The organism is uncultured Jannaschia sp. (genome assembly GCF_947503795.1).
Taxonomy (GTDB): domain Bacteria; phylum Pseudomonadota; class Alphaproteobacteria; order Rhodobacterales; family Rhodobacteraceae; genus Jannaschia.
On sequence record NZ_CANNEZ010000001.1, the window covers coordinates 503,674 to 529,773 of the forward strand.

The following is a 26,100-nucleotide window of genomic DNA, read 5'->3' on the forward strand; positions in this document are numbered from 1 at the left end:
GCAAGGGGCGTGACGCCGGGGATGCGACGCGGCATAGGGTCGGCAAACAGGAGACGCCCGATGCTGAAGCCGCAAATGTCCGACGAGGTGGCCACGGCCCTGGCCCAGGGCCGCCCGGTGGTGGCGCTCGAAAGCACGATCATCAGCCACGGTATGCCATGGCCGCGCAACGCCGAGGTGGCGCTCGCCGTCGAGGACGTGGTCCGGTCCGAGGGTGCTGTTCCGGCGACCGTCGCGGTGGTGGACGGCGTGCCCTGCGCCGGGCTCACGCCGGTGCAGGTGGAGCGGCTGGGCCGTGACACCACCGTCGTCAAGGCCGCGTCGCGCGACCTCGGCTCCTGCATCGCGGGCGGGCTGACGGCGGGCACGACGGTCTCGGCCACGATGCGGATCGCCGCGCTGGCGGGGATCGGGGTCTTCGCCACCGGCGGCATCGGCGGCGTGCATCGCGGCGACGGCATGGATGTCAGCGCCGACCTGACCGAGCTGTCGCTCACGGATGTCCTCGTGGTCTGTGCGGGCGTGAAATCGATCCTCGACATCCCGCGCACCATCGAGATGCTCGAGACCCTCCGCGTGCCCGTCGCGGTGTTCGGCGCCGACGCATTCCCCGCCTTCTACACCCGCGATTCGGGCATCGTCGCGGGCGAGCGCTGCGACGACCCGGCGCGGATCGCGGCGATCCGGGCGGCGAACGCGTCGGTCGGGCTGGGGACCGGGATGCTTGTCGCGAACCCGATCCCCGAGGCCGACGCCCTCCCAGCGGCCGAGATCGGCGCGACCATCGACGCCGCACTGGCCGAGGCCGCGGCGCAGGGGATCACCGGCAAGGAGGTGACGCCCTTCCTGCTGGGGCGCCTGAACGCGGTCACCGAGGGTCGCGCGCTGGCCGCGAATATCGCGCTGGTGAAGAACAACGCGCGACTGGCGGCGCGGATCGCGGTCGCCTGACCCGACGTCTTCGCTGAAGACGTCGGGAAGAACCCGTCCGAGACGGGTGTTTGCCCGCGCCGTCAGGCCGGAGCGGGCATCTTCGTCAGTGCGGATGTGATCGCCGTGCGGTCGAGTCCGGCCTGACCGATGACGACCATGCGCGACCCGCGCGCATCGCCCCCGAGCGGGCGGTCGAAGTAGTGATCGACGCGCGGCCCGACCGCCTGCACCGTCAGCCGCATCGGCTTGCCCGCGACGCTCGCGAAGCCCTTGAGCCGCAGGATGCCGTGGTCGCGAATGACCGCCGCCAGATGCCCGGCATAAAGCGCGGGATCGTCGATTTCGGGCCCCTCGACGACGAAGCTCTCGAAGGCGTCATGGCCATGCTCGTGGTGGTGATCGTCATGGTGATCGTCATCGTCATCGTGGTGATGATGGTGGTGATGCACTTCGTGGCGGGCCGAGATGTCGTCTTCGGCCCCCTGACCCCGGCCCAGCAGGACTTCGACCGGAAGCGCGCCCATCACGGCGGGCACGACCTGCACACCCGCGCGGGCCTCGCCGCTCAGACGGGCGACGAGCGCGTCGGCGTCATCCATCAGGTCGGTCTTGTTGACCACGATCATATCGGCGCAGGCGACCTGGTCGGCATAAAGCTCTGACAGCGGCGTCTCGTGGTCCAGCCCGTCATCGGCGGCGCGCTGGCGGTCGACGGCGGCCACGTCGGCGGCGAAGGTGCCCGCGGCCACGGCGGGGCCGTCGAGCACCGTGACGACGCCGTCCACGGTCACGCGCGTCTTGAGATCGGGCCAGGCGAAGGCGCGCACCAGCGGTTGGGGCAGGGCGAGGCCGGAGGTCTCGATCACGATGTGATCGGGCGGCACGTCGCGGGCGAGAAGCGCCTGCATCGTCGGCACGAAATCATCGGCCACCGTGCAGCAGATGCAGCCGTTCGACAGCTCGACCACGTCGTCATCCGAGCAGCTCTCGATGCCGCAGCCCTTGAGGATGCCGCCATCGACGCCGAGATCGCCGAACTCGTTGATGATGAGCGCGATGCGGCGCCCCCCCGCGTTCTGCAGCAGATGGCGGATCAGGGTGGTCTTTCCGGCGCCGAGAAAGCCGGTGACGATGGTGGCGGGGATCTTCATCGAAGGCTCCGTCGGATCGGGTCGCGCGCCCGGCGGGGTCGGCGCGATGCGGGGGTTGGGTCAGGAACAGGACAACGCCGCGCGCGCTGGGACAGACCGCGCGGCGCGTCCGCGTCAGCCGGCGATGGCCGCCACGAGCGGGCCTTCGACCACCTCGAGCGCGAGGAACAGGCCGACGCCGAACACCGCTGCCCCGGCGAGGCGCGCGTTGATGGCCATGGCCTCCGAGGCGCCCAGCAGGCGGCGTGCGGCCCAGCCGGCGGCCAGCGCGATGGCGTATTGCACGGCGGCGAGACCGATGAGGTAACCGACCATCACGGCGGCGCCGACGCCGCCCTCCTGGCCGAGGATCGAGCCTGCGAAGCCCGCCCCGTGGAAGAGGCCGAAGCCCGCGAAGAGGGTGAGCGCCGTCCCGACCCCGAGGGTCTGGCCCGCGAGGACCACGCCGCCGAGCACCAGGATCGAGGCGACGATGGCGATCTCGGCCAGCGGCAGCGCGAGGCCCGCCGAGACGGCGAGCGTCCCCAGCAGCATAGCGGCCACGTAGGCGAGCGGCGTCAGCAGGCGCGCGGGCGCGAAGGTGGCGGCGATGCCCATGGCGATCACGAAGGCCAGATGGTCGAAGCCGAGCACCGGGTGGCCGACGCCGGACAGAAGGCCGTCGGCGAAACTGGTCATCGGCAGGCCGCCCAGCGGGTGGTGCGCGAAGGCGGGCGTCGCGGCGAGTGCGGCGGCGGCAGCGCCGAGGAAGATGCGGTTCATGTCAGGTCCCCTCCGGATCCTATCAGCGGGGTCGGACGAGGGGCGTCTCTCAGGCTCCCCCGACACGGCACACCCCGTCCGTTTGCGGTCTCCGCCCCGAACGGGACGGCGCAGGGCTGGTCTCCTGGCTCGCGGATCGTGGGGTGCGGGCCGCCTTCCCGGATCGCTCCAGTGGCATCTGGCCTCACCCTCACCGCTCACAGTCGCGGGGGCGGCTGCGGCCTCGGGTCCCCGGCGTGGGTCGCCCGCTTCCGCATTCCCATTTCATCCCCACCGGCTTGGCCGGACAGGGGAACCTTGCCCGACCGTGATGCGCCCCATCCGCCGCAGCCGTCAAGCGCGATTGCGACCGCTCCGGCCGCGCATCCGTCACCCACCCATCGCCGCCTGCCGCAAAATCTTGTGGATAACGGCGCGGGACGGGGCAGATGTGGCCCCGACCGGTTGACACCGGCGGCAGGTCGGCGACCATCGCGTCCATGCAGTTCTCCCGCCTGCGCCTGAACGGCTTCAAGAGCTTCGTGGACCCGACCGATCTGGTGATCGCGGACGGGCTGACCGGCGTCGTGGGCCCAAATGGCTGCGGCAAGTCCAACCTGCTGGAAGCGCTGCGCTGGGTGATGGGCGAGAACCGCCCGACGGCCATGCGCGGCGGCGGCATGGAGGACGTGATCTTCGCGGGCGCGGCCTCGCGGCCGGCGCGCAACTTCGCCGAAGTCACGCTGGCGCTCGACAATTCCGACCACACCGCGCCCGCTGCCTTCAACGAGGCGGACGCGCTGGACGTCGTGCGGCGGATCACGCGCGATGCGGGGTCGGCCTACAAGCTCAACGGCGCGGATGTCCGGGCGCGTGACGTGCAGATGCTGTTCGCCGATGCGTCCACCGGCGCCCATTCCCCGGCACTCGTGCGGCAGGGCCAGATCAGCGAGCTGATCAACGCCAAGCCCCAGCGCCGCCGCCGCATCCTCGAAGAGGCGGCAGGGATTTCGGGCCTCTACCAGCGGCGCCACGAGGCCGAGCTGAAGCTGAACGCGACCGAGGCCAACCTCGCGCGGGTCGACGACGTGATTGAGCAACTGGCCGCGCAGCTCGCCTCGCTGGCTCGGCAGGCCCGGCAGGCCGCGCGCTACCGCGAGATCGGGACGGCGTTGCGCCATGCCGAGGGCCTCCTGCTCTATCGCCGCTGGCGCGAGGCGGACCGCGCGCGCCAAAGCGCGGATGCGACGCTGCGCGATCGCCAGACGGGTGCTGCCGGGGCCGACCGCGCCGCCCGCGAGGCCGAGGCGGCCCGCACCGGCGCCGAGGAGGCGATGCCGCCGCTTCGCGATGAGGCGGCGGTGGCGGGCGCGGTGCTGCAACGGCTCGCCGTGCAGCGCGACACCTTGACCGAGCGCGACGGGCAGGCCCGTGCCGCCATCGCTGCGCTCGAGGCGCGGATCGCGCAGCTAGTCACCGATGCCGACCGCGAGGGCGTGCTCAACACCGATGCGGGCGAGACGATCGCACGCCTCGAATGGGAGCAGGGCCAACTGGCCGAGGCGACCGAAGGACAGGACGACGCGCTGGAGGCCGCGCAGGAGGCGGCACGCGACGCGGCCGCGGTGCTGACCGAGCGGGAGGGCGAGCTCTCGACGCTGACCGAAGACCTCGCGCGGCTGTCGGCGCGCCACCAGTCGGTCGCGCGGATGACCGACGATGCGACCCGCCGCATCGCCCGCATCGAGGCCGATGCCGCGCAGGCCGCCGATCAGGCCAAGGCCGCGCGGGGCACGCTGGCCGGGGCCGACGACGCGGTGGCAGAGGCCGCCGCCGATCAGGGCCGCGCCCAGGACGCCGCCGCCGCCGCCGAGGACGCGCTCGCCGCCGCCGAGGCCGCGCGCGAGGATGCACAGACCGCCGAGAGCCGGGCGCGGACCGAACGCGCCGAGGCCGAAGGCGTCGTCAACACGCTGGGGGCCGAGGCCAGCGCGCTCTCGAAGCTCCTGACCCGCGACACGGGCGACGGCGAGCCGCTCTTGGACCGCGTGACCGTCGCGCCCGGCTACGAGGCCGCGCTGGGGGCAGCCTGCGGCGACGACCTGCGCGCCGCCGAACTCGGGCCGGGCGACGGCGAGGAGGCGGGCTGGGCCGCGTTGCCTCCCTATGACCGCCCCGCAGACCTGCCCGATGGGATCGCGGCGCTGGCCCCGCATGTCGACGCGCCCGGTGTCCTGTCCCGACGGCTGGGCCAGATCGGGCTCGTGGACCCGGACGAGGCCGCGCAGATGCAGCCGCGCCTCGCGCCGGGCCAGGTGCTGGTCTCGACCGATGGCGATCTCTGGCGTTGGGACGGCTTCCGCGCCTCCTCCGAGGCGGCCCCTTCGGCGGCGGCGCTGCGTCTGCAACAGGTGAACCGTCTGACCTCGCTCCGGCAGGATCTCGAAGAAGCGGAGGCCCGCGCCGATGGCACCCGCGCCGCGCACGAGGCGCTGACGACCACGCTGACACGCCGCAAGGCGACCGAGGCCGAGGCCCGAGACGCGCGCCGCGACGCGGATCGCGCCCTGACCGAGGCCGGGCGCGCGCAGGCCCAGGCCGAGGGCGCGAAGGGCATGGCGGCGTCGCGGCTGGAGACGGCGCAGATGGCCGTGGCGCGATTCGAGGCCGAGATGTCCGAGGCCATCGCCGCCCGCCGCGAGGCAGAGCTTGCCGCGCGCGACCTCTCGCCGCTCGACGACGCGCGCGCGGCCCTCGAGACGATCCGCACCAGCGTCGAGGCGGCGCGGATCGCGATGATGTCGGCGCGGGCGCGGGCCGACGAGCTCAAGCGCGAGGCCGATGCCCGGACGCGGCGCACGCAGGAGGTCATCAAGGAACTGTCGGGCTGGCGCCTGCGCCTGACCTCGGCGGATGCACGTCTCGCTGACCTGACCGAGCGCCGCGAGACCGCCGAGGGCGAGCTTGAGACCGCGCGCGCCGTGCCTGCGCGGCTGGAGGCGCAACGCGACGAGCTGAGCGCCGAGATCGACCGGGCCGAGGCACGCCGCAAGGCGGCCGACGATGCGCTGGCGCTGGGCGAGACGGCGCTGCGGGACGCGACGACGGCTGCACGGGACGCCGAGCGCATGGCAGGCGAGGCGCGGGAGGCGCGGGCGCGGGCAGAGGCGCGGCTGGAAGCCGCCGACGAGGCGCTGAGCATGGCAGAGGCGCGCATCGCCGAGGAACAGGACTGCACGCCCGCCGCCCTTCTGGAGCGTCTCGACGTCGATCCCGAGACCCTGCCGCCCGTCGATGCGATCGAGACGGACGTGAACCGCCTGAAGCGGCAGCGCGACGCGTTGGGCGCGGTCAACCTGCGCGCCGAGGAGGACGCCCGCGAGGTGCAGGAGGAGCATGACGCGCTTGCCGCCGAGAAGGTTGATCTCGACCAGGCCGTGTCCGAGCTGCGCGCCGGGATCGCGGCGCTCAACAAGGAGGGGCGGCAACGGCTTCTCGATGCGTTCGAGACGGTGAACACCAATTTCGGAACGCTGTTCCGGCATCTCTTCCAGGGCGGCGAGGCCCAGCTGGAGCTGGTCGAGAGCGACGACCCGCTGGAGGCCGGGCTCGAGATCATGTGCCAGCCGCCGGGCAAGAAGCTCTCGACCCTGTCGCTTCTCTCGGGTGGCGAGCAGACGCTGACGGCGCTTGCGCTGATCTTCGCGGTGTTCCTCGCCAACCCGGCGCCGATCTGCGTGCTCGACGAGGTGGACGCCCCGCTCGACGACGCGAACGTGACGCGGTTCTGCGACATGCTCGACGAGATGACCCGCCGGACGGACACGCGGTTCCTGATCATCACGCATCACGCGGTCACGATGGCGCGGATGGACCGGCTGTTCGGCGTGACCATGGTCGAGCAGGGGGTGAGCCAGCTCGTCTCGGTCGATCTGAAAAAGGCCGAGGCACTGGTCGCGTGACGGAACGAAGGGGCGTAGCCCCGCGTCTCCTTCCATGACGCTCAGCATAGACGCCCGCCTCGCCTACAATCTCAGCCAGCCGACCGACCTGCTCCTGCAGGTCGAATTGGCCCGGATCGCTGGACAGACGATCCGCGAAGATTCGCTCTCGACGACGCCGGTCGAGGGGTTCGTCCGCGTCCCGGCCGAGGCCGCGCTGGGCACGCGGGCCTGGATGCAGGCCGACGGCCAGTTCCAGATGACCTACCTCGCCACGGTCGAGGTCACACGACCCGACCCCGTCTTCGACCAGCTTCAGGCGCCCCCGCCCCGCGCGCTCACGGGCGAGGCGACATCCTTCCTGATGCCGTCCCGCTATTGCCCCAGCGATGAGTTCGAGGCCTTCGTCGCCGACGAATTCGGCGGGCTGACGGGCGGGCCGCTGGTCGCCGCCCTGGCCGATTGGGTCCACGAGACCTTTACCTACACCCCGGGGGCCAGCACCTCGGCGACGACCGCGCGCGAAAGCTTCGTGCAGCGGCGCGGGGTCTGCCGCGACTACGCCCATGTCCTCGTGGCGCTGGCGCGGGCGGGCGGCATTCCGGCCCGCGTGGCGAGCGCCTACGCGCCCGATGTCGACCCGCCGGATTTCCACATGGTCGCCGAGGTCTGGCTCGAGGACGCGTGGCATCTCGTTGATGCGACGGGCATGTCGAAGGCGTCCGAGCTGGCGCTGATCGGCGTCGGTCGGGACGCGGCGGATGTGTCGTTCCTCACGAGCTACGGTCTGGCCGAACTGGTGAACCAGAGCGTCAAGGTCACGCGGGCCTGAACGGGTCAGGCGAGGCCGAGCACCGCGAGCAGCACCGCCAACATCAGGCCCGCCCCCCAGGCGCGCCAGAGCGCCGAGCAGGCATGTTCGATCTCGGCCGCGCCGGGATCCCGGCGGCCCGTCGGGTTCACCCAAGGGAAATCCCGCATCTCGCCGTCATAGCTGCGCGGCCCGGCCAGCGCGACGCCGAGGACGGGCGCGATTGCAGCTTCCGGCCAACCGGCATTGGGCGAGCGGTGCTGGCGCGCGTCATTTGGGACGCGGTGGGCGTGCCTTATGGCCCCGTTCGCCAGAAGGATCAGTCCTGCCGTCAGCCGCGCCGGGATCCAGTTCAGCACATCGTCGAGCCGTGCGGCGGCCCAGCCGAACGCCTCGTGGCGCGGTGTGCGGTATCCGATCATGCTGTCGGCGGTGCTGACGGCCTTGTAGGCCAGCATCCCCGGCAGGCCCGCGACGGCGAACCAGAAGGCTGGCGCGATCACCCCGTCGGACAGGTTCTCGGCCCCGCTCTCGATGGCCGCGCGCGCGATCTGTGGCGGGTCCATGTCGCGTGTGTCGCGGCCCACGATACGGGCCACCGCATCGCGTCCCTCCGCGGTGGAGCGGCGCATCGCGTCGGCCACGTCCCGCACATGATCCACGAGGCTGCGCTGGGCGAGAAGGATGGCGGCGCAGGCGATCTCCAGAAGGCCGAAATCGGGAAGCCAGGCGATCGTGGCCCCGACCGCCCAGCCGACGGCGACGAGCAGCGCGGTCGCGGCGACACCCTTGGCACGTCGGGCCGTTCCGCGGTTCAAGCCGCGGTCCAGCCAGTCGACAAGGCGGCCGAGCAGGACCGCCGGATGCGTCAGGCGGGACCAGAGCCAGTCCGGCTCGCCCAGTGCGGCGTCGAGGATCATGGCGATGGCGAGCATCAGGCCAGCGCCGCCTTGAGCCTGTCCCAGCCATCCGGCGCGGGCAGCCCGAGCCGCAGCCAACGGTCGGAATAGGGAAAGACGCGCGACCAGATCCGGTGCTCGGCCAGCCGGTCCCGTAGCGTCGCAGCATCCGCCGTGTCGTAGAGGCGGAAGAGCGTGGTTCCCCCGACAGGATCGCCATGCGGTGCCATCAGCGCGTCGAGCCGGTCCGCATCCGCGGCGAGCCTCGTGCGCGTCGCGTCGGCCCAGCCGGTATCCGCCAGCGCTGCCGCTCCGATGGCCAGCGCGGGGCCTGAGACGGGCCACGGCCCGAGCGGCTCGGCGAGGGGGGCGATGGTCTCGGGCGCGCCGATGGCGAAGCCGAGCCGGAGCCCCGCCAGCCCCCAGAACTTGCCGAAGGACTTGAGGACGACCGTGCCGGGCCGGGCCGCGCGGGCGACGTGGCTGGCCTCGGGGCAGACGTCGCAGAAGCTTTCGTCGATGATCGTGACGTCGTCGGGCAGGTCGCTGGCGGGCCAGAGGCGTCCGTCGGGATTGTTGGGATGAACGACGACCAGCGGCGCACTCGTGGCGTCCACGGCGAACCCGTGGGCACGGAAGGCGGCGGCATGTTCGTTGTAGGTCGGATCCGGAATGCGAACGCGGTTGCCGGGCACCAGCGCGGGCATTCTCGCGATCAAGGCGGACGCGCCGGGGGCCGCGAGGATCGCGGCGCCCTCCGGCACGCCCCAGAATCGCCGCGCCGCCTCGTTCAGCGCGGTCGCCGCGGCCGCATCGGGCAGGGCGGTCCAGGCGTCGCGCGCCAGCGCAGGCACCGGGTAGGGCATCGGGTTGATCCCGGTCGAGAGGTCGATCCAGTCGTCTCGCGCCCCGCCCCAGCGCGCCCGCGCCGCATCCAGCCCGCCGCCATGATCGCGCGGCGCGCTCACTCGGTCAGCGGCGGGTGGCGCGTCACGAAATGCCCCTTGATCGGCAGGGGCCATTCGCGGAACGGGACCACGCCCGTCTCGGCGGCGGCATGCTTGGCGGCATAGTCCACGAGGCCCTGCGCCGCCTCCTCGGTCGGATCGAACCGTCCGAGCGTATAGGCCATCTTGCCCGGCGCTTGCAGCGTCACGTTGCACGCCCCCGAACACCCCATCAGGCAGGAATGGCGGCGCGTCGCGACGTCTGTCAGGCCCTCGGCCGCGGCTTCGATCAGGTCGGCCAGCGCCTCGCCGTCGGTCCGGCCCGAGGCCGCGTCCCAATCGTCGCGCTTGCAGGTGTCGCAGATGGTGATCGTCGTGGTCATGGTCGCCTCGGCTATGTCTGGCCCGGAGGGCTAGACCACGACGCGGGGCCGCGCAATCACGCCGCTGCGATCCCCCGACCCGGCAGGGTCTCGCGGCCATGCGGCGTGGTCCAGTCGAGAACCGGATTGATCGGAATGATGCGGTGCGGGTTTATGCTCTCGTGGCTGTAGTGGTAGTGCCGCACGATGTGGTCGAAGTTCACCGTCCCGGCGATCCCCGGCACCTGGTAGAGTTCGCGCGCGAAGCCCCAAAGGTTCGGATAATCGGTCAGCCGCCGACGGTTGCACTTGAAATGCAGGTGATAGACCGGATCGAAGCGGACCAGCGTCGTCCAGAGCCGCCAATCGGCCTCGGTCATGCGGTCACCCGCGAGATAGCGGCGCTCGCCCAACAGCTCCTCGAGCCAGTCGAGCGCGTCGAAGAGCGCCCCCACCGCCTCGTCATAGGCGCTCTGCGTGGTGGCGAAGCCGGACTTGTAGACGCCGTTGTTGACGTCGGAATAGACGCGGTCGTTGATCCGGTCGATCTCGGGACGCAGATCCTCGGGGTAGAAGTCCAGGTCGTTGCCCGTCAGCCCGTCGAAGGCCGAATTGAACATCCGGATGATCTCGGAGCTTTCGTTCGACACGATGGTGCCCCGCTCCTTGTCCCAGATCACCGGCACGGTGACGCGGCCGGATACGTCGGGTTTGGCGCGCGTGTAGATGTCGCGCATGAACGGCAACCCGAAGAGGCGGTCGCCGGTGGCGCCGTCGTCATCGGTCTCGAAGGTCCAGCCGTCGGACAGCATGTCGGGATTCACGGCCGAGACGTCGATCAGGTCCTCGAGACCCTTGAGCTTGCGGAAGACCAGGGCGCGATGGGCCCAGGGACAGGCATAGGAGACATAAAGATGGTAGCGCCCGGCTTCGGCCGCGAACCCGCCTTCACCCGAAGGGCCCGGGCGGCCGTCGGCAGTGATCCAGTTGCGGAAGCCCGCGGTCGAGCGGACAAATTTGCCGCCAGACGATTTGGTGTCGTACCAGTCGTCATGCCAGGTGCCGTCTACGAGCTGTCCCATCGGGGCCTCCGCGAATTGCGTCTGCCTGCGGATATAGCCCGGCCCTGAGGCCGCGCCTCCACCGGTCGGCGAACACGGCCTGCGCGCGGGCGCACGGGGCCGCGATCAGGCGGAATCGGCGCCGAAGATCCCCGCGACTCGCCCGGTCAGCATGAAGGCCCGCGCCGTCCGCGTGTCGGCCAGCGACAGAAGGTCGTGATCCGTGGCGTGCTCGGCGAAGCGCGCGACCTCGTGGTCGAAGGTCCGGAGGAAGTGATGGACCGCGTCGCGGAAGACCGGATCGTCCTTCATGCGGTTGGCCGTCAGCGCGATGCTCGACCGGTCGGTGATGCCGCCCAGGGGTGCGATCTCCTCGCCGCGCCCGCCCTCCGCGAAAACGCGCCAATGGGTCGCGTCGGCATGGGCCGGCGTCAGATCGTCCATGTAGATGCCGTCCTGGCTCAGCAGGGTCAGCACGTCCTGCGCGGCGGTCACGAGCTGCGCGGTCGCGCGATGCTCCAGCGCGCGGCGCAGGATGCGGAAGCCCTCGGTGTCGCGGTCGTTCTTCGGGAAATCGAGCGCGCGGATGAAATCGTCCGCCGGAAGCGGGTCGGGCGCATCGGGATCATCGAGCGCCAGCGTCGACTGCGGCTCGGGCGCGGCGGGGCGGCCGGGATCGGGCAGGGCGGGGGCTTCGGGCGCATGGCGCAACGTCGCCAGTTCCGCGCCGAGCACGGCCTGTGCGCGCGCCACCTCGTCGATGCGATCTTCCATACCGCGCTTGAGCGACAACCCGGCCATGTGCTGCTGGTCGATATAGCTCATCCGCATGGCGTCGATCGCGGCCTGCAGGCGGGCGCTTTCCTCGCGCATCGTGCGGGAGGTCCGGGCCGCACTCGCGGCGACCCAGATCAGCGCCACGGGCAGGAACACGCCCAGGATCGTCATCATGAACCCCAGCGGATCGGCGCGCGACAGGCGGGCCTGCTCGGGTTCCATCGAGCCGAAGAACCAGCCGACCAGCGCCAGCCAGCCGAGGCTCATCACGAGGGCCGCGACCTCGCCCAGCGACACGCCCGAACGGCGCGCGGGCACGGCGGCCAGATGGCGGTCGGCGGTGTGCGCGGCGGGCGGCTCGGGCGGGGCGGGTTCGGTCATGGGCGCGTCGTCAGCGGTACACGACCGCGGTGACCTCGTAGTCGCGCGTGCCGCCGGGGGTGCGGACCTCGACGCTGTCGCCCTCCTCCTTGCCGATCAGGGCGCGGGCCAGGGGCGACTTGATATTGAGAAGACCGCTCTCGATATCGGCCTCCTGTTCGCCGACGATCTGGTAGGTCTTCTCGGCCTCGGTCTCCTCGTCGACCAGGGTCACCGTCGCGCCGAACTTTATGGCGCCCGACATCTTGGCCGGGTCGATCACGTCGGCCAGCGAGATCAGCCCCTCAAGCTCCTTGATGCGGCCCTCGATGAAGGACTGCTTCTCGCGGGCGGAGTGGTATTCGGCGTTCTCCGACAGATCGCCATGCTCGCGCGCCTCGGCGATGGCGCGGATGATGGCGGGGCGCTCGACGGATTTGAGCTGCTTCAATTCGGTCTGGAGCGCGGCCATGCCGCGCGGGGTCATCGGGACCTTGTCCATCGGTGTTCTCCTGCGGGCGTCGTCTGCGCCCCTGCTCGTGTCGTCGGTCAGACTAGCAGGGACGGGGACGCGCGCAACGCCGCCGTTGACGGATCGGATCGCGTCAGGCCGCCGCGCCGAACACCGCCTGGTCGATGTCGCGCCCGGCCATGGTCGCATCGCCGAAATCTTGCCCGGCGGTGTTCTCGTTGGGCCACGCATAGCAGTTGACGCCTGCCGCGCGGGCCGCGCGCACGCCGTCGGGATTGTCCTCGACCGCGACGCAGGCGGCCGCATCCACGCCGAGGCACTTGGCGGCGTAGGCGTAGCATTCAGGATCGGGCTTCGGCTGCTCGACATGCTCGCGCGTGACGATGATGTCGAAGCGATCCTGCTCGAGCCCGACAGCCGCCAACAGATGCTCGACATTGCCGCGCGAGGTGGTCGTCACCACGCCGATCCGAAGGCCCTTCTCGCCGGCATGGGCGATCAGGTCCGCCACGCCGGGCCGGAGGGTGGCCGCCCCGTCGTCGAGCGCGGCCTGGAAGAGGCGCGTCTTGGTCGCATGCACCGCCTCGGCATCGACTTCGACGCCCTTGGTCTTCGCCGCCTCGGCAATCCGGGCGCGGCCACCTGCCTGACCCAGCATCTCGCGGTAGGCGTCGCGGTCCCATTGCCAGTCAAGGCCATGCTCGCGGAACGCGTCGTTGAAGGCCGCGCGCTGCAGCTCTGAGGTGTCGGCGATGGTCCCGATGGACCCCAGGAAGACGGCTTGCATGGGCGGGGGCTCCTAAGTCTCTGATGCAGGGCGATGTTTCGAAGGTAGAGCCCTGTTTCAGGGATCAACCCCGAACGTCCGCCCCTGCGTCAGAGACTGCCGCGTACGCCCACGCCGACCGAGCCGCTGATGGTGACGCGATCCTCGGGCTCGACCTCGGAGGGCGGGACCGGCGGGCCGTCGACACCGCAAGCCGACAGCAGAAGGACGAGGAGGGGGACAAGACGGATCATGCGAGACGCTCCTTCCAGCGCGCGACCTGCGCGCGGACATTCTCGGGGGCCGTGCCACCATACGATGTGCGCGACGCGACAGAATTGTGGACGCCGAGCACGTCGAACACGGCGTCGGTGATGTCCGGATGCACCGAGTTCATGTCGCCCAGCGTCAGGTCCGGCAGGTCGACACCCCGATCCTCGGCCATCTTCACCAGCGCGCCGGTGACGTGATGCGCCTCGCGGAAGGGCAGGTCCAGCTCGCGCACCAGCCAATCGGCGAGGTCCGTCGCCGTCGAGAAGCCCGAGGATGCGGCCGCCTCCAACGCGTCCTTCTGCCCCTCCATGTCGCCCACCATCCCGGTCATGGCCGCCAAGGCCAGCATCAGCGAATCGGCTGCATCGAAGACCTGTTCCTTGTCCTCCTGCATGTCCTTGGAATAGGTCAGCGGCAGGCCCTTCATCACCATCAGGAGTGCGGTCTGCGCCCCGAAGATGCGCCCAATCTTGGCGCGCAGAAGCTCGGCCGCGTCGGGGTTGCGCTTCTGCGGCATGATGCTCGACCCGGTCGACCAGCGGTCCGACAGGCGCACGAAGCGGAACTGGGCGCTGGACCAGATGACCAGCTCTTCGGCCAAGCGGCTCAGGTGCATGGCGCAGATCGAGGCCGACGAGAGGAACTCCAGTGCGAAATCCCGGTCCGATACGGCATCGAGCGAATTGGCGGCGGGCCGGTCGAAGCCGAGTGCGGCGGCCGTCATGTCCCGGTCGATGGGAAAGGACGTGCCGGCCAGCGCCGCCGTCCCCAGCGGGCATTCGTTCATCCGCACCCGCGCGTCGCGGAACCGCCCGAGGTCGCGGTGGAACATCTCGGCATAGGCCAGCATGTGATGGCCCCAGGTCACCGGCTGCGCGGTTTGCAGATGGGTGAAGCCCGGCATCACCCAATCGGCGCCCGTCTCGGCTTGGTCCACCAGTGCTTCGATCAGACGGGGCAGGGCGTCGATCGCCGCATCGGCCTGGTCGCGGACCCACATGCGGAAATCGAGCGCCACCTGATCGTTGCGCGACCGCGCGGTGTGCAAGCGCCCGGCGGCGGGCCCGACGATCTCGGTCAGCCTTGCCTCGACGTTCATGTGGATGTCTTCCAGCGCGGTCGAGAAGGCGAAGGTGCCGCCCTCGATCTCTGACAACACCGTGAGCAGACCTTCCCGGATCGCCGCCGCGTCGCTATCGGTGACGATGCCCTGGGCGGCCAGCATGGCGGCGTGGGCCCGCGATCCCTCGATGTCCTGACGGGCCATCCGGCGGTCGAAGCCGATCGAGGCGTTGATCGCCTCCATGATGGCGTCGGGCCCTTCTGCGAAGCGACCGCCCCACATCTTGTTGGACGATTTCGACATGCCTGACCTCCGATCCCTGCTGGTCCCCGCCTACCTGCTCGCCGCCCTGCTCGCCACCCCCGCGACGGCGCTGGACGAGACGTTGCTGACCGGCACGATGGAGAAGATGCGCGTGCTGGACGCGGGCGCCCCTGCCGCGACGGCCTATGTCCGCGCCGACGGGGAGGCGGGCGACCTGTCCGATCACGCGGGACAAGTGGTCGTGCTGAACTTCTGGGCCACGTGGTGCGCGCCCTGCCGCGCCGAGATGCCGTCGCTGCAGGCCCTGCAGAACAGCCTCGGCGATGAGGGCGTTGAGGTCGTGACGATGGCCTTCGGACGCCACAACCCCGCGCAGATGCAGCGGTTCTGGGAGGAGACGGGCATCACCAGCCTGCCGCTCCACCGCGATCCGGATGCGTCGCTGGCGCGGGCGTTGGGCGTCGTGGGCCTGCCGCATACGGTCATTCTCGGTGCCGACGGGGATATCGTCGCGGAACTCGCGGGCGAGGCCGACTGGTCCGCGCCGGAGACGCTGGCGCTCCTGCGATCTCTCCTGCCGCAATGACGGGCTGACGCCCGACGCCCTCTCTGGAACGAAGCCGCCGTCGCGCGATGCCGCGGCGCAGCACTTGTCATCCGGTGGGACACATTGTAGCGCGGACGCAACCAGCCGCGCAACAATCTGACCCGAGGTCCCGATGAGCTTCCGAGTGCAACCCGCCCCTGCCGCCCGCCCCAACCGGTGCCAGCTCTTCGGTCCGGGCTCGAACCCGAAGCTTTTCCCCAAGATGGCGGCAAGCGCCGCGGACGTCATCAACCTCGATCTCGAGGACAGCGTCTCGCCCACCGACAAGGACGCCGCGCGCGCCAATGTCATTGCGGCCATCGGGTCCGAGGACTGGGGCAACAAGACCCTTTCGGTGCGCATCAATGCGCTGGACACGCCGTTCTGGTATCGCGACGTGGTGGACCTTCTTGAACAGGCGGACGAGCGGCTGGACCAGATCATGATCCCCAAGGTCGGTTGCGCGGCCGATATCTACGCGGTCGACGCGCTCGTCTCGGCCATCGAAGCGGCGACGGGCCGGTCGAAGCGGATCGGCCTCGAGGTCATCATCGAATCCGCTGCGGGCATCGCCCATGTCGAGGAGATCGCCGCCGCCTCGCCTCGCCTGACGGCCATGTCGCTTGGCGCCGCCGATTTCGCGGCCAGCATGGGGATGCAGACGACCGGCATCGGTGGGACGCAGGACGACTATTACATGCTGAAGGACGGCGCGCGGCATTGGTCCGACCCGTGGCACTGGGCGCAGACCGCCATCGTCGCGGCCTGCCGGACCCATGGCGTGCTGCCGGTGGACGGACCGTTCGGCGATTTCTCGGACGAGGAGGGGTTCCGGGCACAGGCACGCCGCTCGGCGGTGCTGGGCATGGTCGGAAAATGGGCGATCCATCCCAAGCAGATCGCGCTGGCCAACGAGGTCTTCACGCCGTCGGACGCCGCCGTGGCCGAGGCGCGCGAGATCCTCGCCGCGATGGACGAGGCCAAGGCGTCCGGCGCGGGCGCGACGGTTTACAAGGGCCGGCTGGTCGACATCGCGTCGATCAAGCAGGCCGAAGTGATCGTGCGCCAGTCCGAGATGATCGCCGCGAGCGCCTGATCTCGAGCGCTGCGCGGCGGGCCGACGGCGCTGCCGCGTGTTGCATCGACCCCTGCGGCCCGCCATATCGGGGGCCACCGCCCCGATGGGCGCAGGAGGATCCGCATGACGCAGTATCTCGACTTCGAGAAACCCCTCTCCGAGATCGAGGGCAAGGCCGAGGAGCTGCGCGCGATGGGGCGCGCCGACGAGAAGGTCGATGTCGAGAAGGAGGCCGCGGCGCTCGACGCCAAGGCGGGCGAGATGCTGGCCAATCTCTATCGCGGCCTGACGCCGTGGCAGAAGGCGCAGGTCGCGCGCCACGGCGAACGCCCGCATTGCAAGGACTACATCGACGCGCTGTTCACCGACTGGACGCCGCTGGCCGGCGATCGCAACTTCGCCGACGATCACGCGGTAATGGGCGGGCTGGCGCGGCTGGACGGGCGTTCGGTCGTCGTGATCGGCCACGAGAAGGGTCACGACACGCGCACCCGTCTGGAGCGGAATTTCGGCATGGCGCGGCCCGAGGGCTATCGCAAGGCGATCCGCCTGATGGAGATGGCCGACCGGTTTTCGCTGCCGGTGGTGACGCTGATCGACACGCCGGGCGCCTATCCCGGCAAGGGCGCCGAGGAGCGAGGCCAGTCCGAAGCCATCGCGCGCTCGACGCAAGCCTGCCTGCGCCTCGGCACGCCGCTGGTCTCGGTGGTCGTGGGTGAGGGAGGATCGGGCGGCGCGGTGGCCTTCGCCACGGCCAACCGCGTCGCGATGCTCCAGCATTCGATCTATTCGGTGATCTCGCCCGAGGGCTGCGCGTCGATCCTCTGGAAGGACGCCGAGAAAATGCGCGAGGCCGCCGAGGCGCTGCGGCTGACGGCGCAGGACCTGCTGAAGCTCGGCGTGATCGACCGCATCATCCCCGAGCCGACGGGCGGCGCGCATCGGGACCGGGCCGCGGCCATCGCATCGGTCGGATCGGCGATCGAGGCGATGCTGGGCGAGTTCGACGGCATGGCCCCGGAGGCGATCCGCGCCGCGCGCCGCACCAAGTTCATCGAGATGGGCGCAAAGGGTCTTGCGGCCTGAGCGTCGTGCTCAGCGCCTGAGATAAACACCTTCGGGCAGGTCAAGCGCCGCGGCCAGGTCCCGCACCTGTCCCATGGTCAGCGTGATGCGCACCGGCTCCTCGGTGCGCGGGTCGAGTTGGGTCAGCGTCACGCATTCCTCGAAGGCGGTCACGATCACGTCCTCCTGCGGCGGGGTCGCGCCCTCGCCCTCGTCGACCAGTGTCACCACCGTGGCGTCGAACCCGTGCTCGATCGAGAACATCAGCCCGCCCTCCGCCGCTGCCGCCGCCGGTGGCTCGCGTAGAGCAGAGGCGCGCCGATCCGGTCATAGATCCAGCCCGCGACCGTCCGGATGCCCGGCAAGCCGCCGATCCGCGCCGCCCAGCGCATCCGCGGCATCTCCGCCCAGAGCGCGAGGAAGGCCGGAAACCCGGACAGCGTCTCGCCGCCCCGCCGGACATGCAGCCGTCGGGCCGCCGCGTCCGCCTCGATGCCCCACTCCGCGCGCTCCGGGCCGTTCAGGTCGTCGAACCCCACCGGGAGACCGTCGCGTTCGGTCCAGCGGCGGTAGTGATCGATCTCGAACCGGCAGGCGGGACATTCGGCATTGTAGAGCACCCGCAGGCCGTTCTCGCTTTCGTCACCTGACATCCCGCGTCTCCGATCTATTATCAACCCGGCAAGTGTAGCGGCGGACGGAGAGATTGCCATGCGGACGAAGATGTTGGCGGTGGTCGTGATGGCCCTCCTGGGGGGCTGCGTGGTGGTCGAGACATCGGGCGGCGCGCCCGTGCAGCCCGTCGATCGCGGACCTGATCGCGTGTCGGGATCGACCGCGGTGAACAATTTCCGCGCCGCCGTGTCGCGCGTCGAACCCGCCGCCGAGAACCTGTGCCGCAGCCGGACCAATGGGCTGAACTGCGACTTCCTGATCCGCGTCGATCCCAACCGCAACGCGCCCCCCAACGCCTTCCAGTCGCTCGACCGCTCGGGGCGGCCCGTCCTGACCTTCACGCAGGCCCTGATCGCCGATGCCCGCAACCAGGATGAGATCGCCTTCGTCCTCGGCCACGAGAGCGCGCACCATATCGAGCAGCACATTGCCCGCCAGCGCCAGTCGGCCACCACGGGCGCCATCGTCGGCGGCCTGATCGCGACCGTCGCGGGGGCCGATGCCGGCACCGTGGACCAACTCAGCCGGGCCGGGGCGTCCGTGGGCGCGCGGCGCTTCTCGAAGGAGCACGAGCTCGAGGCCGATGCCTTGGGCACGATCATCACCGCCCGCGCGGGTTACGACCCCGTGCGCGGGGCCGCGTTCTTCACGCGCATTCCCGATCCGGGCGACCGCTTCCTCGGGACGCACCCGCCCAATGCCGACCGGATCGCCACCGTGCGCCGCGTGGCCTCCGGGCTCTGACGGGTACGTGACGGAACGGTGATCCGACGCCGCGCGTTTCAGCTGCGACAAGGAGATCCGCCATGCCCAGCCGCCGCACCGTTCTGACGGGAACCGCTGCCGTCGCTGCCCTCGGGGCGGCTGGCGGCGCATGGTGGCTGAGTTCGGACGAGACCGCGCCGCGCGTCTTCCCCGTCTCTCTGACCGAAGCGGAGTGGCGCGCCCGCCTCTCGCCCGGTGCGTTCGCCGTCCTTCGCCAGGAGGACACCGAGGCCCCCTATTCCAGCCCGCTCGACGACTTCTGGGAGGCCGGCACCTACGATTGCGCGGGCTGCGCCAACCCGGTCTACGGCTCGGACACCAAGTTCGACAGCGGCACCGGATGGCCCAGCTTCTGGGCGCCGCTGGCCGAGGACGCGGTGGGCACCAAGACCGACTACAAGCTCGTCCTGCCCCGCACCGAGGTCCATTGCGCGCGCTGCGGCGGCCATCTCGGGCATATCTTCACCGACGGGCCCGACCCGACGGGCAAGCGGCACTGTCTCAACGGCCTGGCCCTTGCCTTCCGGCCCGAAGGCGAACCTGCGGCCCCGCTGGCGCTTTCGTGACTGTCCGCACGACGGCACGTCGCTAGTGTCGCCCCCATGCGCGCTTGTCTTCTCGTCCTCCTCACCGCCCTGATCTCCATTGCCGCGCCGGCCCATGCCTGTGGCGGGCCCGAGGCCTGTGCTGTCGGTGACCGCAGCTACCATGTCCGCGCGCCCGCCAGCTGGGACGGCACGACGCCGATCGGCGTGATGCTGCATTTCCATGGCTGGGGCCGGCAGGGGCCGGTCCCGCTCGGCAGTCCGCGCACCGGAGCCGCCGCCGATGCCGCCGGTCTCCTCTTCGTGGCGCCGAACGGCCTGGGCCGGAGCTGGGATTTCCGTCATCCCGGATCGCGCGACACGCCTTTCGTCGAGGCGGTGCTGGCGGATGTGGCGGCGCGGTTTCCGATCGACGGACGCCTCGTCGTGTCGGGCTATAGCTGGGGTGCCCTGATGGCGGCGCGCTTCGCCTGCGAGGGCGAGGCCGAGGTCTCCGCGCTCCTCCTGATCGCAGGCGCCTTCCCGCCGGGCATTCCCTGCGAGGGACGACCCGCCCGCGTCGCCCATGTCCACGGCACCACGGATACCGTGCTCACCTTCCCTTACGGTCCCGGCGGGGACACGACCCACGCCGTCGCCCTCTGGCGCGACCGCCTTGGCTGCGACGCGCCCGCCCGCGCCTTCGACTGGAACGCCGTCTCGTGGCTGACCCACAGGCGAACGGAATGGGACTGCGCGTCGGGCCGCGTCACGATGGACGTTCACCCCGCAAGCCACCTGATCCCGCGCGGATGGGTGGCACGGGTGCTGGACGAGGAACTGCAGGGCGCGCGCTGAAGCGCGGGCCGATCCCGATCAGGCGACCGGCGTCCCCCAGAGATCGTATTCCGACGCCTCGTCCACCTCGACGGTCAGGATGTCGCCCGCCGCCAGTTCCTCGAACTCCGAGTCGATGAAGAGGTTGCCGTCGATCTCGGGCGCGTCGGCCTTTGTGCGGCAGGTGGCGCCCTCGGCGTCGACCTCGTCCACGATCACCTCCAACCGCGTGCCGACCTTCGCGGCGAGCTTCGCGGCCGAGATCGCCTGCGCCTTCTCCATGAAGCGGGCGTAGCGTTCGGCTTTCACCTCCGCGTCAACATGGTCCGGCAGGGCGTTGGACCGCGCCCCGGTGACGTTTTCGTATTGAAAGGCGCCGACGCGGTCGAGCTGCGCCTCGTCCAGCCAGTCGAGCAGGGTCTCGAACTCGGCCTCGGTCTCGCCGGGATAGCCGACGATGAAGGTCGAGCGGAGCGCGATCTCGGGGCAGATGCCGCGCCATTCGGCGATCCGGTCGAGCGTCTTCTCGGCATGGGCGGGGCGGGCCATGCGGCGAAGTGTGTCGGGATGGGCATGCTGGAAGGGCACGTCGAGATAGGGCAGCACCAGCCCCTCGGCCATCAGCGGCACGAGGTCGCGCACGAAGGGGTAGGGATAGACGTAGTGGAGCCGGACCCACGCCCCGAGCGACCCCAGGTCCCGCGCGAGGTTCACGATATGCGACCCGGCGCCCGCGCGGTCCTTCCAGTCGGTGCCGTAGGCCGAGGTGTCCTGGCTGATGACCAGAAGCTCGCGCACGCCCGCATCGACCAGCCGTTCCGCCTCGCGGATGACGGCGGCATGGGGTCGGGAGGCCAGCTTGCCGCGCATGTCGGGGATGATGCAGAACTTGCAGCTGTGATTGCAGCCCTCTGCGATCTTCAGGTAGCTGAAATGCCGCGGCGTGAGGGTGACCCCGCTGGCCGGCAGCAGATCGACGAACGGATCGGGCGCCGGCGGGACGGCGGCATGGACCGCGTCGAGCACCCGTTCGTATTGATGCGGCCCCGTCACGGCCAGGACCGTCGGGTGCGCGCCGGTGATATAGTCGGGCTCGGCCCCGAGACAGCCGGTGACGATGACGCGCCCGTTCTCGGCCAGCGCCTCGCCGATGGCCTCGAGGCTCTCGACCTTGGCGCTGTCGAGGAAGCCGCAGGTGTTGACGATGACGGCCTCGGCCTCGGCGTAGTCGGCGCTGATCGCGTAGCCTTCGGCACGCAGCCGCGTCAGGATCCGTTCGCTGTCCACCAGCGCCTTCGGACAGCCGAGCGAGACCATCCCGATCCGGGGCTGACCGGCCCGCGCATCGGTCGGCAGGACGGCACGCGGCGCGAGGTCGGGGCGGAGGTCGGAGGGATTTTCGGGCATGGCGCCCAGATAGGCCTTCAGGCGCGGCGGCGGAAGCCCTTGCGGGGCGCGCGCGCGCATTTCATCGTGGACCGGACAAAGGGGAGTGGCGATGCGAGGTTTGGTCCGGGCGGGTATGGCGCTGATCGCGGTGATCGTGGTCGCCGTGGTGGCGCTGGTGCTGCTGGTTCCGGCCGAGCGGATCGCGCGCTTCGCCGTCGAGCGGTTCGAGGCCGAGACGGGGCGCGCCATGACGATCGACGGCGATGTCGGCGCGACGCTCTGGCCCCGGCTGGGCGTCCGCGCCGAGGACGTCACCGTCGCGAATGCCGACTGGGCGGGCGAGACCCCGATGCTGACGGCCGATGCGATCGAAGTCGGCGTGCCGCTGGCCGCCGTCTTCGGGCGGGTGCTGCGGATCGAGACGCTCGAGATCGAGGGCGCGGTTCTGGTGCTGGAGCGGGGTGCCGACGGGCGCGGCAACTGGGAGTTCGGGAGGCCCGCCATGCCCGGTGGTGCGACGCCGAGCGCGACCCCCGGTCAAGCGACCCTGGCACCAAAGCCCTTCGGGATCGACCGCGCGACGATCACCGGGAGCGACATCACCTGGGTCGACCAGCGCGCGGACCGGACGGTGCGGTTGCGCGCCGTGGATGCCGCGCTGGCGCTGCCCGATGCCGACGGCCCGGCGGAGATCACGATCTCGGCGCTGCTGGCCGGGCAGGCCGTCACGGTCGCGGGCAAGATTGCGCAGGCGCGCGACTTCCTCGGCGGCGCGCTGACGCCGGTGACGCTGACGCTCGAGGCCGGGGGGACGCGGGTATCGCTGGACGGGCGTGCCGATCTCGACCCGACCGCGTGGGAGGGACGGCTCTCGGTGGCCTCGACCGACCGGCTGGCCGTGCTGCGCGCCCTCGGGCTGACGCCGCCGGATCTGCCGCAGGGCCTCGGGCGGGGGCGGCTGGGGCTCGACGCCACGGCGACGCTGGCCCCGGCCGGAAGCCTGCATCTGCGCGATATGGCGCTGGATCTCGACGGCAACCGCCTGACGGGGGCCGTGGATCTCGTGCCGGGCGGCGAGCGGCCGACCATCACCGCCACGCTCGCCGCCGACGATCTGGACCTGACGCCGCTCAGCCGCGAGGGGCAGGGCGGAGAGACGGCGATCGTGGCCGAGACCGGCTGGGCGCGCGAGGCGTTCGACGTCTCGGGGCTCTTCCTCGCCGATGGCTCGCTGACGCTGACCACCGGGGCCGTGCAGCTCGGGGATGCGACCCTCGACGAGCTACGATTGCGCGCCACCGTCGACCAGGGCCGCGCCGTCATCACGTTGCAGCCGCTCGTGGCCTATGGCGGCACCGTGACGGGTGATGTGGTGGTCAACGGGCGGGGCGGGCTCTCGGCGCGGGCCGATCTCGATCTCAACGGACTTCAGATGGCGCCGTTCCTGACCGAATTCGCCGATTTCGACCGTCTCGTGGGGCAGGCCGATGCCAGCATCAGCCTTCTGGGCGTCGGAGACACCAGCGCCGACCTGATGGCGAGCCTCGATGGCGGGCTGACCTTCCGGATGGGGCAGGGCGAGATCCTCGGGCTCGACGTGGCGGGGATGATCCGCAACCTCGATCCGAACTTTCGGGGCGAGGGGCAGAAGACGGTGATCGATGGGATGTCAGTGTCGTTCTCGGTGGCCGACGGCGTGGCGCGGAGCGACGATCTGGCCCTCGACGCGCCGCTTCTGACGGCGACGGGCGAGGGCAGCGTCGATCTGGGCGCCCGGACGCTGAGCTACCGTCTGATGCCGACGCTGCGCGCGGGTGGCATCACCGTGCCCGTTCTGATCGAGGGGCCGTGGTCCGATCCGCGCATTCGGCCCGATCTCGAATTCCTCGCCCGGCAGGAGCTGGAGATCGAGCGCGCCGAGCTGGAAGCCCGCGCCCGCGCCGAGGCCGACGCAGCCCGCGCGCGCGCCGAGTCCCAGGCGCGCGACCGGCTGGCCGAGGAGCTGGAGGTCGCGCCCGAGATCCTGACCGATCGCGGTGCGCTGGAGGACGCGATCCGCGACCGCGTCGAGGAGCAGCTGCTGGACCTCCTCCTCGGGCGCTGAGACGTCGCACCGCATCCGCTGGACCCGGCTCGGCCCGCGCGCTATCTGCCGTGGGTTCCAGACGGGAGTGATTGGAAATGGGTGTCAGCCTGCTCGGCACGTTCGTGAAGCCGGTCCATCGCGAGGGGCCGAAATTCATCGCCATCTTCGCCGCCGTCACACTGGTGCTCTTCATCCTCTGGGAGCCGCTGGGCGTCGTCGGCCTCGCGCTGACGATCTGGTGCTATTACTTCTTCCGCGATCCCGTGCGCGTCACGCCGATGGACGAGGGCCTGATCGTGACGCCCGCCGACGGGGTCGTCTCGCTGATCGAGCCCGCCGTGCCGCCCTCGGAGCTGGGTCTCGGCGACGCGCCCCTGACACGCGTGTCGGTCTTCATGTCGGTCTTCAATTGCCACGTGAACCGCGCGCCGGTCGCGGGCACGATCACCGCCGTCGCCTACCGGCCGGGCAAGTTCCTGTCGGCGGAACTCGACAAGGCCTCCGAGGAGAACGAGCGCAACGGCCTGACCATCGAGATGGAGGACGGCACCCGGATCGGCGTCGTCCAGATCGCGGGTTTGGTGGCCCGCCGCATCCTCTGCGAGGTCGATCAGGGCGCGCGGCTCGAGCGGGGCGGCCGCTTCGGCATCATCCGCTTCGGCTCGCGGCTGGACGTCTACCTGCCCGAGGGCACCGCGCCGCGCGTGTCGCTGGGCCAGTCGATGATCTCGGGCGAGACGGTGTTGGCCAAGCTCGGTGACGCCACCCCCGCCACCTCGAGGACCGATTGATGGGCGGGCGGCGCGAGCCACGGGACGGCCCGCTTCCGATCGTCTCGCTGCTGCCGAACCTCGTGACCATCCTGGGGCTGTGCTTCGGCCTGACCTCGATCCGCTTCACCTTCGCGGACCGGTTCGAGCTGGCCGCGGGCCTTCTCATCCTCGCGGCGCTGGTCGACGGGATGGACGGGCTTCTGGCGCGGCGGCTCAACGCGGCCTCGCCCTTCGGGGCCGAACTCGACAGCCTGTCGGATTTCGTCTGCTTCGGGGTCGCGCCGGCGCTTCTGGTCTACCATTTCGGGCTGGAGGGGCTGGCCGGCATGGGCTGGCTCGCGTCGCTGGCCTTCGCGATCTGCTGCTGCCTTCGTCTCGCGCGGTTCAACGTCGCCGCCAAGGACGAGACGAATGCGTCCGGGTCCTTCACCGGCGTCCCCGCCCCCGCGGGCGCGATGCTGGGGATCTTCCCGGTGACGCTGATGCTGTCGGGGCTCTTCGACCTGCGCGGCTGGGACGTGTTCATCGCGGTCTGGATGCTGGGTGTCGGCGCCCTGATGATCGCGCGCTTCCCGACGGTATCCCTGAAGGCGATGAAGATCAGCCGCGACAACGCGGTCTACGTGCTGCTGGCCGCGGCGCTGGTGATCGGGCTGATGCTCACGCGCCTCTGGATGTTCCATGTCGGCGCGACGTTCCTCTACCTCGCGCTCTTGGCGTGGGGCGTGCTGAAATGGCGGCGGGCCTGAGTACGGCCCGCGCCCCGACGCGTCAGCGGCGCCGGTCGCGGCGCGAGGACATCGGCTGGAACGCCACCGAGACATGCGCCTCGCAATAGGGCTTCCCGGCCTGGACCGGCAGGCCGCAGAACCAGAACTTGGGCGTCGCCGGATCGCCGATCGGCCATTTGCAGGTCCGCTCGGTCAATTCCATCAGGCTGATCTTCTTGGCGGTCTTCTCGACCGCGTTCACCTTGGCCAGCGCCTCGGGCGAGATCTCGTTGGCCGAGGGCTGCGGCGGCAGCGGCTGGCCCGCCATCAGGGGCTTGCGCAGTGACGTGACATTGGTGCCCTGCGGCACGGCGGCCATCGTCCGCGGCTCGTCGTCGTCATCCTCCTCCTCGGCCTCGGGGGCGGGGGGCGGCGCGGGGTCGGCCTTGGCGGTATCCGGTTTCGGCTTGGCCTTCGGCGCAGGCTTGGCGGGCGCGGCCTCGGCCTTGGCCTCGTCGGCGGTCTGTCGGTTCGACAGGCCCAGGCGGTGGACCTTGCCGATCACCGCGTTGCGCGTCACCCCGCCCAGTTCCTTGGCGATCTGCGACGCGCTCGCGCCTTCGCCCCACATCCGCTTGAGGGTCTCGACGCGCTCGTCGGTCCAGGCCATGGAAATCTCCTAACAACTGCTCGATCGTCCCGGCCGCGAACCCGTTCTGGGGGGTGGCGATCCCGGGAGACGTCCTATTGTATGCACGGCCCGTCCGCGCCACAAGGACGCCCGCCCCTAC

Annotated in this window: 27 protein-coding genes and 1 riboswitch; of the genes, 12 read left to right on the forward strand and 15 right to left on the reverse strand. The window is 70.7% G+C overall.

Annotation, left to right across the window (positions count from 1 at the left end; all coding sequences use genetic code 11):
• The first annotated feature begins 60 nt into the window (after positions 1 to 60).
• Entirely contained in the window at positions 61 to 951 is an 891-nt protein-coding gene (locus Q0833_RS02630; protein WP_298429960.1) for a pseudouridine-5'-phosphate glycosidase, read from the forward strand.
• Between the two features lie 62 nt (positions 952 to 1,013).
• On the opposite strand, the gene cobW is transcribed toward Q0833_RS02630, so the two are convergent.
• Both cobW and Q0833_RS02640 read right to left on the reverse strand, forming a co-directional pair.
• Complete coding sequence (gene cobW / locus Q0833_RS02635; protein ID WP_298429962.1) at positions 1,014 to 2,084, reverse strand: cobalamin biosynthesis protein CobW; 1,071 nt, start codon at positions 2,082 to 2,084, stop codon at positions 1,014 to 1,016.
• 114 nt (positions 2,085 to 2,198) lie between these two features.
• Positions 2,199 to 2,846 (reverse strand): HupE/UreJ family protein, encoded by a 648-nt coding sequence (locus Q0833_RS02640; RefSeq protein WP_298429963.1) that lies wholly within the window; start codon positions 2,844 to 2,846, stop codon positions 2,199 to 2,201.
• Between the two features lie 96 nt (positions 2,847 to 2,942).
• A riboswitch (cobalamin riboswitch) is annotated at positions 2,943 to 3,161 on the reverse strand.
• Between the two features lie 164 nt (positions 3,162 to 3,325).
• Between Q0833_RS02640 and smc the strand changes: the two genes are divergently transcribed.
• Positions 3,326 to 6,787 (forward strand): chromosome segregation protein SMC, encoded by a 3,462-nt coding sequence (gene smc / locus Q0833_RS02645; RefSeq protein ID WP_298429965.1) that lies wholly within the window; start codon positions 3,326 to 3,328, stop codon positions 6,785 to 6,787.
• A 34-nt stretch (positions 6,788 to 6,821) separates the two neighbouring features.
• Positions 6,822 to 7,598 carry a transglutaminase family protein gene (locus Q0833_RS02650; protein WP_298429967.1) on the forward strand — a complete coding sequence of 259 codons (777 nt, stop codon included), beginning with the start codon at positions 6,822 to 6,824 and terminating at the stop codon, positions 7,596 to 7,598.
• 5 nt (positions 7,599 to 7,603) lie between these two features.
• Here the strand turns inward: Q0833_RS02650 and cbiB are convergent, their stop codons facing one another.
• The 9 genes from cbiB to argH all read right to left on the reverse strand — a co-directional run bounded on the left by cbiB (position 7,604) and on the right by argH (position 14,860).
• A complete protein-coding gene (gene cbiB, locus Q0833_RS02655; RefSeq protein WP_298429969.1) occupies positions 7,604 to 8,512 on the reverse strand; it encodes an adenosylcobinamide-phosphate synthase CbiB in 909 nt (302 codons plus the stop codon).
• Entirely contained in the window at positions 8,512 to 9,444 is a 933-nt protein-coding gene (gene cobD, locus Q0833_RS02660) for a threonine-phosphate decarboxylase CobD (RefSeq protein WP_298429971.1), read from the reverse strand. The genes cbiB and cobD overlap by 1 nt, the downstream gene beginning before the upstream one ends.
• The gene (locus Q0833_RS02665) at positions 9,441 to 9,806 is read right to left on the reverse strand and encodes a DUF1636 domain-containing protein (protein ID WP_298429973.1); all 366 of its coding nucleotides are present in this window, start codon (positions 9,804 to 9,806) and stop codon (positions 9,441 to 9,443) included. The genes cobD and Q0833_RS02665 overlap by 4 nt, the downstream gene beginning before the upstream one ends.
• Positions 9,807 to 9,862: 56 nt before the next feature.
• Positions 9,863 to 10,867 carry a glutathione S-transferase family protein gene (locus Q0833_RS02670; RefSeq protein WP_298429975.1) on the reverse strand — a complete coding sequence of 335 codons (1,005 nt, stop codon included), beginning with the start codon at positions 10,865 to 10,867 and terminating at the stop codon, positions 9,863 to 9,865.
• 105 nt (positions 10,868 to 10,972) lie between these two features.
• Positions 10,973 to 12,004: a hypothetical protein gene (locus tag Q0833_RS02675; protein ID WP_298429977.1), complete on the reverse strand. Its 1,032-nt coding sequence runs from the start codon at positions 12,002 to 12,004 to the stop codon at positions 10,973 to 10,975.
• Positions 12,005 to 12,014: 10 nt separating this feature from the next.
• Positions 12,015 to 12,485 (reverse strand): transcription elongation factor GreA, encoded by a 471-nt coding sequence (gene greA, locus Q0833_RS02680; RefSeq protein ID WP_298429978.1) that lies wholly within the window; start codon positions 12,483 to 12,485, stop codon positions 12,015 to 12,017.
• A 103-nt stretch (positions 12,486 to 12,588) separates the two neighbouring features.
• Positions 12,589 to 13,242, reverse strand: a complete 654-nt coding sequence (locus Q0833_RS02685) for an HAD family phosphatase (protein ID WP_298429980.1) — start codon at positions 13,240 to 13,242, stop codon at positions 12,589 to 12,591.
• A gap of 89 nt (positions 13,243 to 13,331) precedes the next feature.
• Positions 13,332 to 13,475 (reverse strand): argininosuccinate lyase, encoded by a 144-nt coding sequence (locus Q0833_RS02690; protein ID WP_298429982.1) that lies wholly within the window; start codon positions 13,473 to 13,475, stop codon positions 13,332 to 13,334.
• Positions 13,472 to 14,860 (reverse strand): argininosuccinate lyase, encoded by a 1,389-nt coding sequence (gene argH, locus Q0833_RS02695; protein ID WP_298429984.1) that lies wholly within the window; start codon positions 14,858 to 14,860, stop codon positions 13,472 to 13,474. The genes Q0833_RS02690 and argH overlap by 4 nt, the downstream gene beginning before the upstream one ends.
• Here argH and Q0833_RS02700 point away from each other — a divergent pair.
• From Q0833_RS02700 to Q0833_RS02710, 3 genes are all read left to right on the forward strand, one after another.
• Positions 14,859 to 15,407, forward strand: a complete 549-nt coding sequence (locus Q0833_RS02700; protein WP_298429986.1) for a TlpA disulfide reductase family protein — start codon at positions 14,859 to 14,861, stop codon at positions 15,405 to 15,407. The two genes, argH and Q0833_RS02700, sit on opposite strands and share 2 nt — an antisense overlap.
• 133 nt (positions 15,408 to 15,540) lie before the next feature.
• Positions 15,541 to 16,503: an L-malyl-CoA/beta-methylmalyl-CoA lyase gene (locus Q0833_RS02705; RefSeq protein WP_298429988.1), complete on the forward strand. Its 963-nt coding sequence runs from the start codon at positions 15,541 to 15,543 to the stop codon at positions 16,501 to 16,503.
• A gap of 105 nt (positions 16,504 to 16,608) precedes the next feature.
• Positions 16,609 to 17,571 (forward strand): acetyl-CoA carboxylase carboxyltransferase subunit alpha, encoded by a 963-nt coding sequence (locus Q0833_RS02710; RefSeq protein WP_298429990.1) that lies wholly within the window; start codon positions 16,609 to 16,611, stop codon positions 17,569 to 17,571.
• Positions 17,572 to 17,580: 9 nt separating this feature from the next.
• Here the strand turns inward: Q0833_RS02710 and Q0833_RS02715 are convergent, their stop codons facing one another.
• Entirely contained in the window at positions 17,581 to 17,814 is a 234-nt protein-coding gene (locus tag Q0833_RS02715; protein ID WP_298429992.1) for a hypothetical protein, read from the reverse strand.
• A complete protein-coding gene (locus tag Q0833_RS02720; protein WP_298429994.1) occupies positions 17,814 to 18,203 on the reverse strand; it encodes a thiol-disulfide oxidoreductase DCC family protein in 390 nt (129 codons plus the stop codon). Before Q0833_RS02720 ends, Q0833_RS02715 begins: the two co-directional genes overlap by 1 nt.
• A gap of 58 nt (positions 18,204 to 18,261) precedes the next feature.
• Between Q0833_RS02720 and Q0833_RS02725 the strand changes: the two genes are divergently transcribed.
• From Q0833_RS02725 to Q0833_RS02735, 3 genes are all read left to right on the forward strand, one after another.
• On the forward strand, positions 18,262 to 18,969 hold the full coding sequence (locus tag Q0833_RS02725; RefSeq protein WP_298429996.1) for a M48 family metallopeptidase: 708 nt from the start codon (positions 18,262 to 18,264) through the stop codon (positions 18,967 to 18,969).
• 62 nt (positions 18,970 to 19,031) lie between these two features.
• On the forward strand, positions 19,032 to 19,556 hold the full coding sequence (msrB, locus tag Q0833_RS02730; protein ID WP_298429998.1) for a peptide-methionine (R)-S-oxide reductase MsrB: 525 nt from the start codon (positions 19,032 to 19,034) through the stop codon (positions 19,554 to 19,556).
• A 36-nt stretch (positions 19,557 to 19,592) separates the two neighbouring features.
• Entirely contained in the window at positions 19,593 to 20,372 is a 780-nt protein-coding gene (locus Q0833_RS02735) for a polyhydroxybutyrate depolymerase (protein ID WP_298430000.1), read from the forward strand.
• 18 nt (positions 20,373 to 20,390) lie between these two features.
• On the opposite strand, the gene rimO is transcribed toward Q0833_RS02735, so the two are convergent.
• Positions 20,391 to 21,758, reverse strand: coding sequence for a 30S ribosomal protein S12 methylthiotransferase RimO (rimO, locus tag Q0833_RS02740; protein WP_298434933.1), 1,368 nt, complete (start codon positions 21,756 to 21,758; stop codon positions 20,391 to 20,393).
• 91 nt (positions 21,759 to 21,849) lie between these two features.
• Here rimO and Q0833_RS02745 point away from each other — a divergent pair, with 91 nt between their 5' ends.
• From Q0833_RS02745 to pssA, 3 genes are all read left to right on the forward strand, one after another.
• Positions 21,850 to 23,844 carry an AsmA family protein gene (locus Q0833_RS02745; RefSeq protein WP_298430002.1) on the forward strand — a complete coding sequence of 665 codons (1,995 nt, stop codon included), beginning with the start codon at positions 21,850 to 21,852 and terminating at the stop codon, positions 23,842 to 23,844.
• Positions 23,845 to 23,921: 77 nt separating this feature from the next.
• Entirely contained in the window at positions 23,922 to 24,617 is a 696-nt protein-coding gene (locus Q0833_RS02750; protein ID WP_298430004.1) for a phosphatidylserine decarboxylase, read from the forward strand.
• Positions 24,617 to 25,348, forward strand: a complete 732-nt coding sequence (pssA, locus tag Q0833_RS02755) for a CDP-diacylglycerol--serine O-phosphatidyltransferase (RefSeq protein WP_298430006.1) — start codon at positions 24,617 to 24,619, stop codon at positions 25,346 to 25,348. The genes Q0833_RS02750 and pssA overlap by 1 nt, the downstream gene beginning before the upstream one ends.
• A 22-nt stretch (positions 25,349 to 25,370) precedes the next feature.
• Here the strand turns inward: pssA and Q0833_RS02760 are convergent, their stop codons facing one another.
• The gene (locus Q0833_RS02760) at positions 25,371 to 25,979 is read right to left on the reverse strand and encodes a GcrA family cell cycle regulator (RefSeq protein WP_298430008.1); all 609 of its coding nucleotides are present in this window, start codon (positions 25,977 to 25,979) and stop codon (positions 25,371 to 25,373) included.
• Positions 25,980 to 26,100 lie beyond the last annotated feature (121 nt).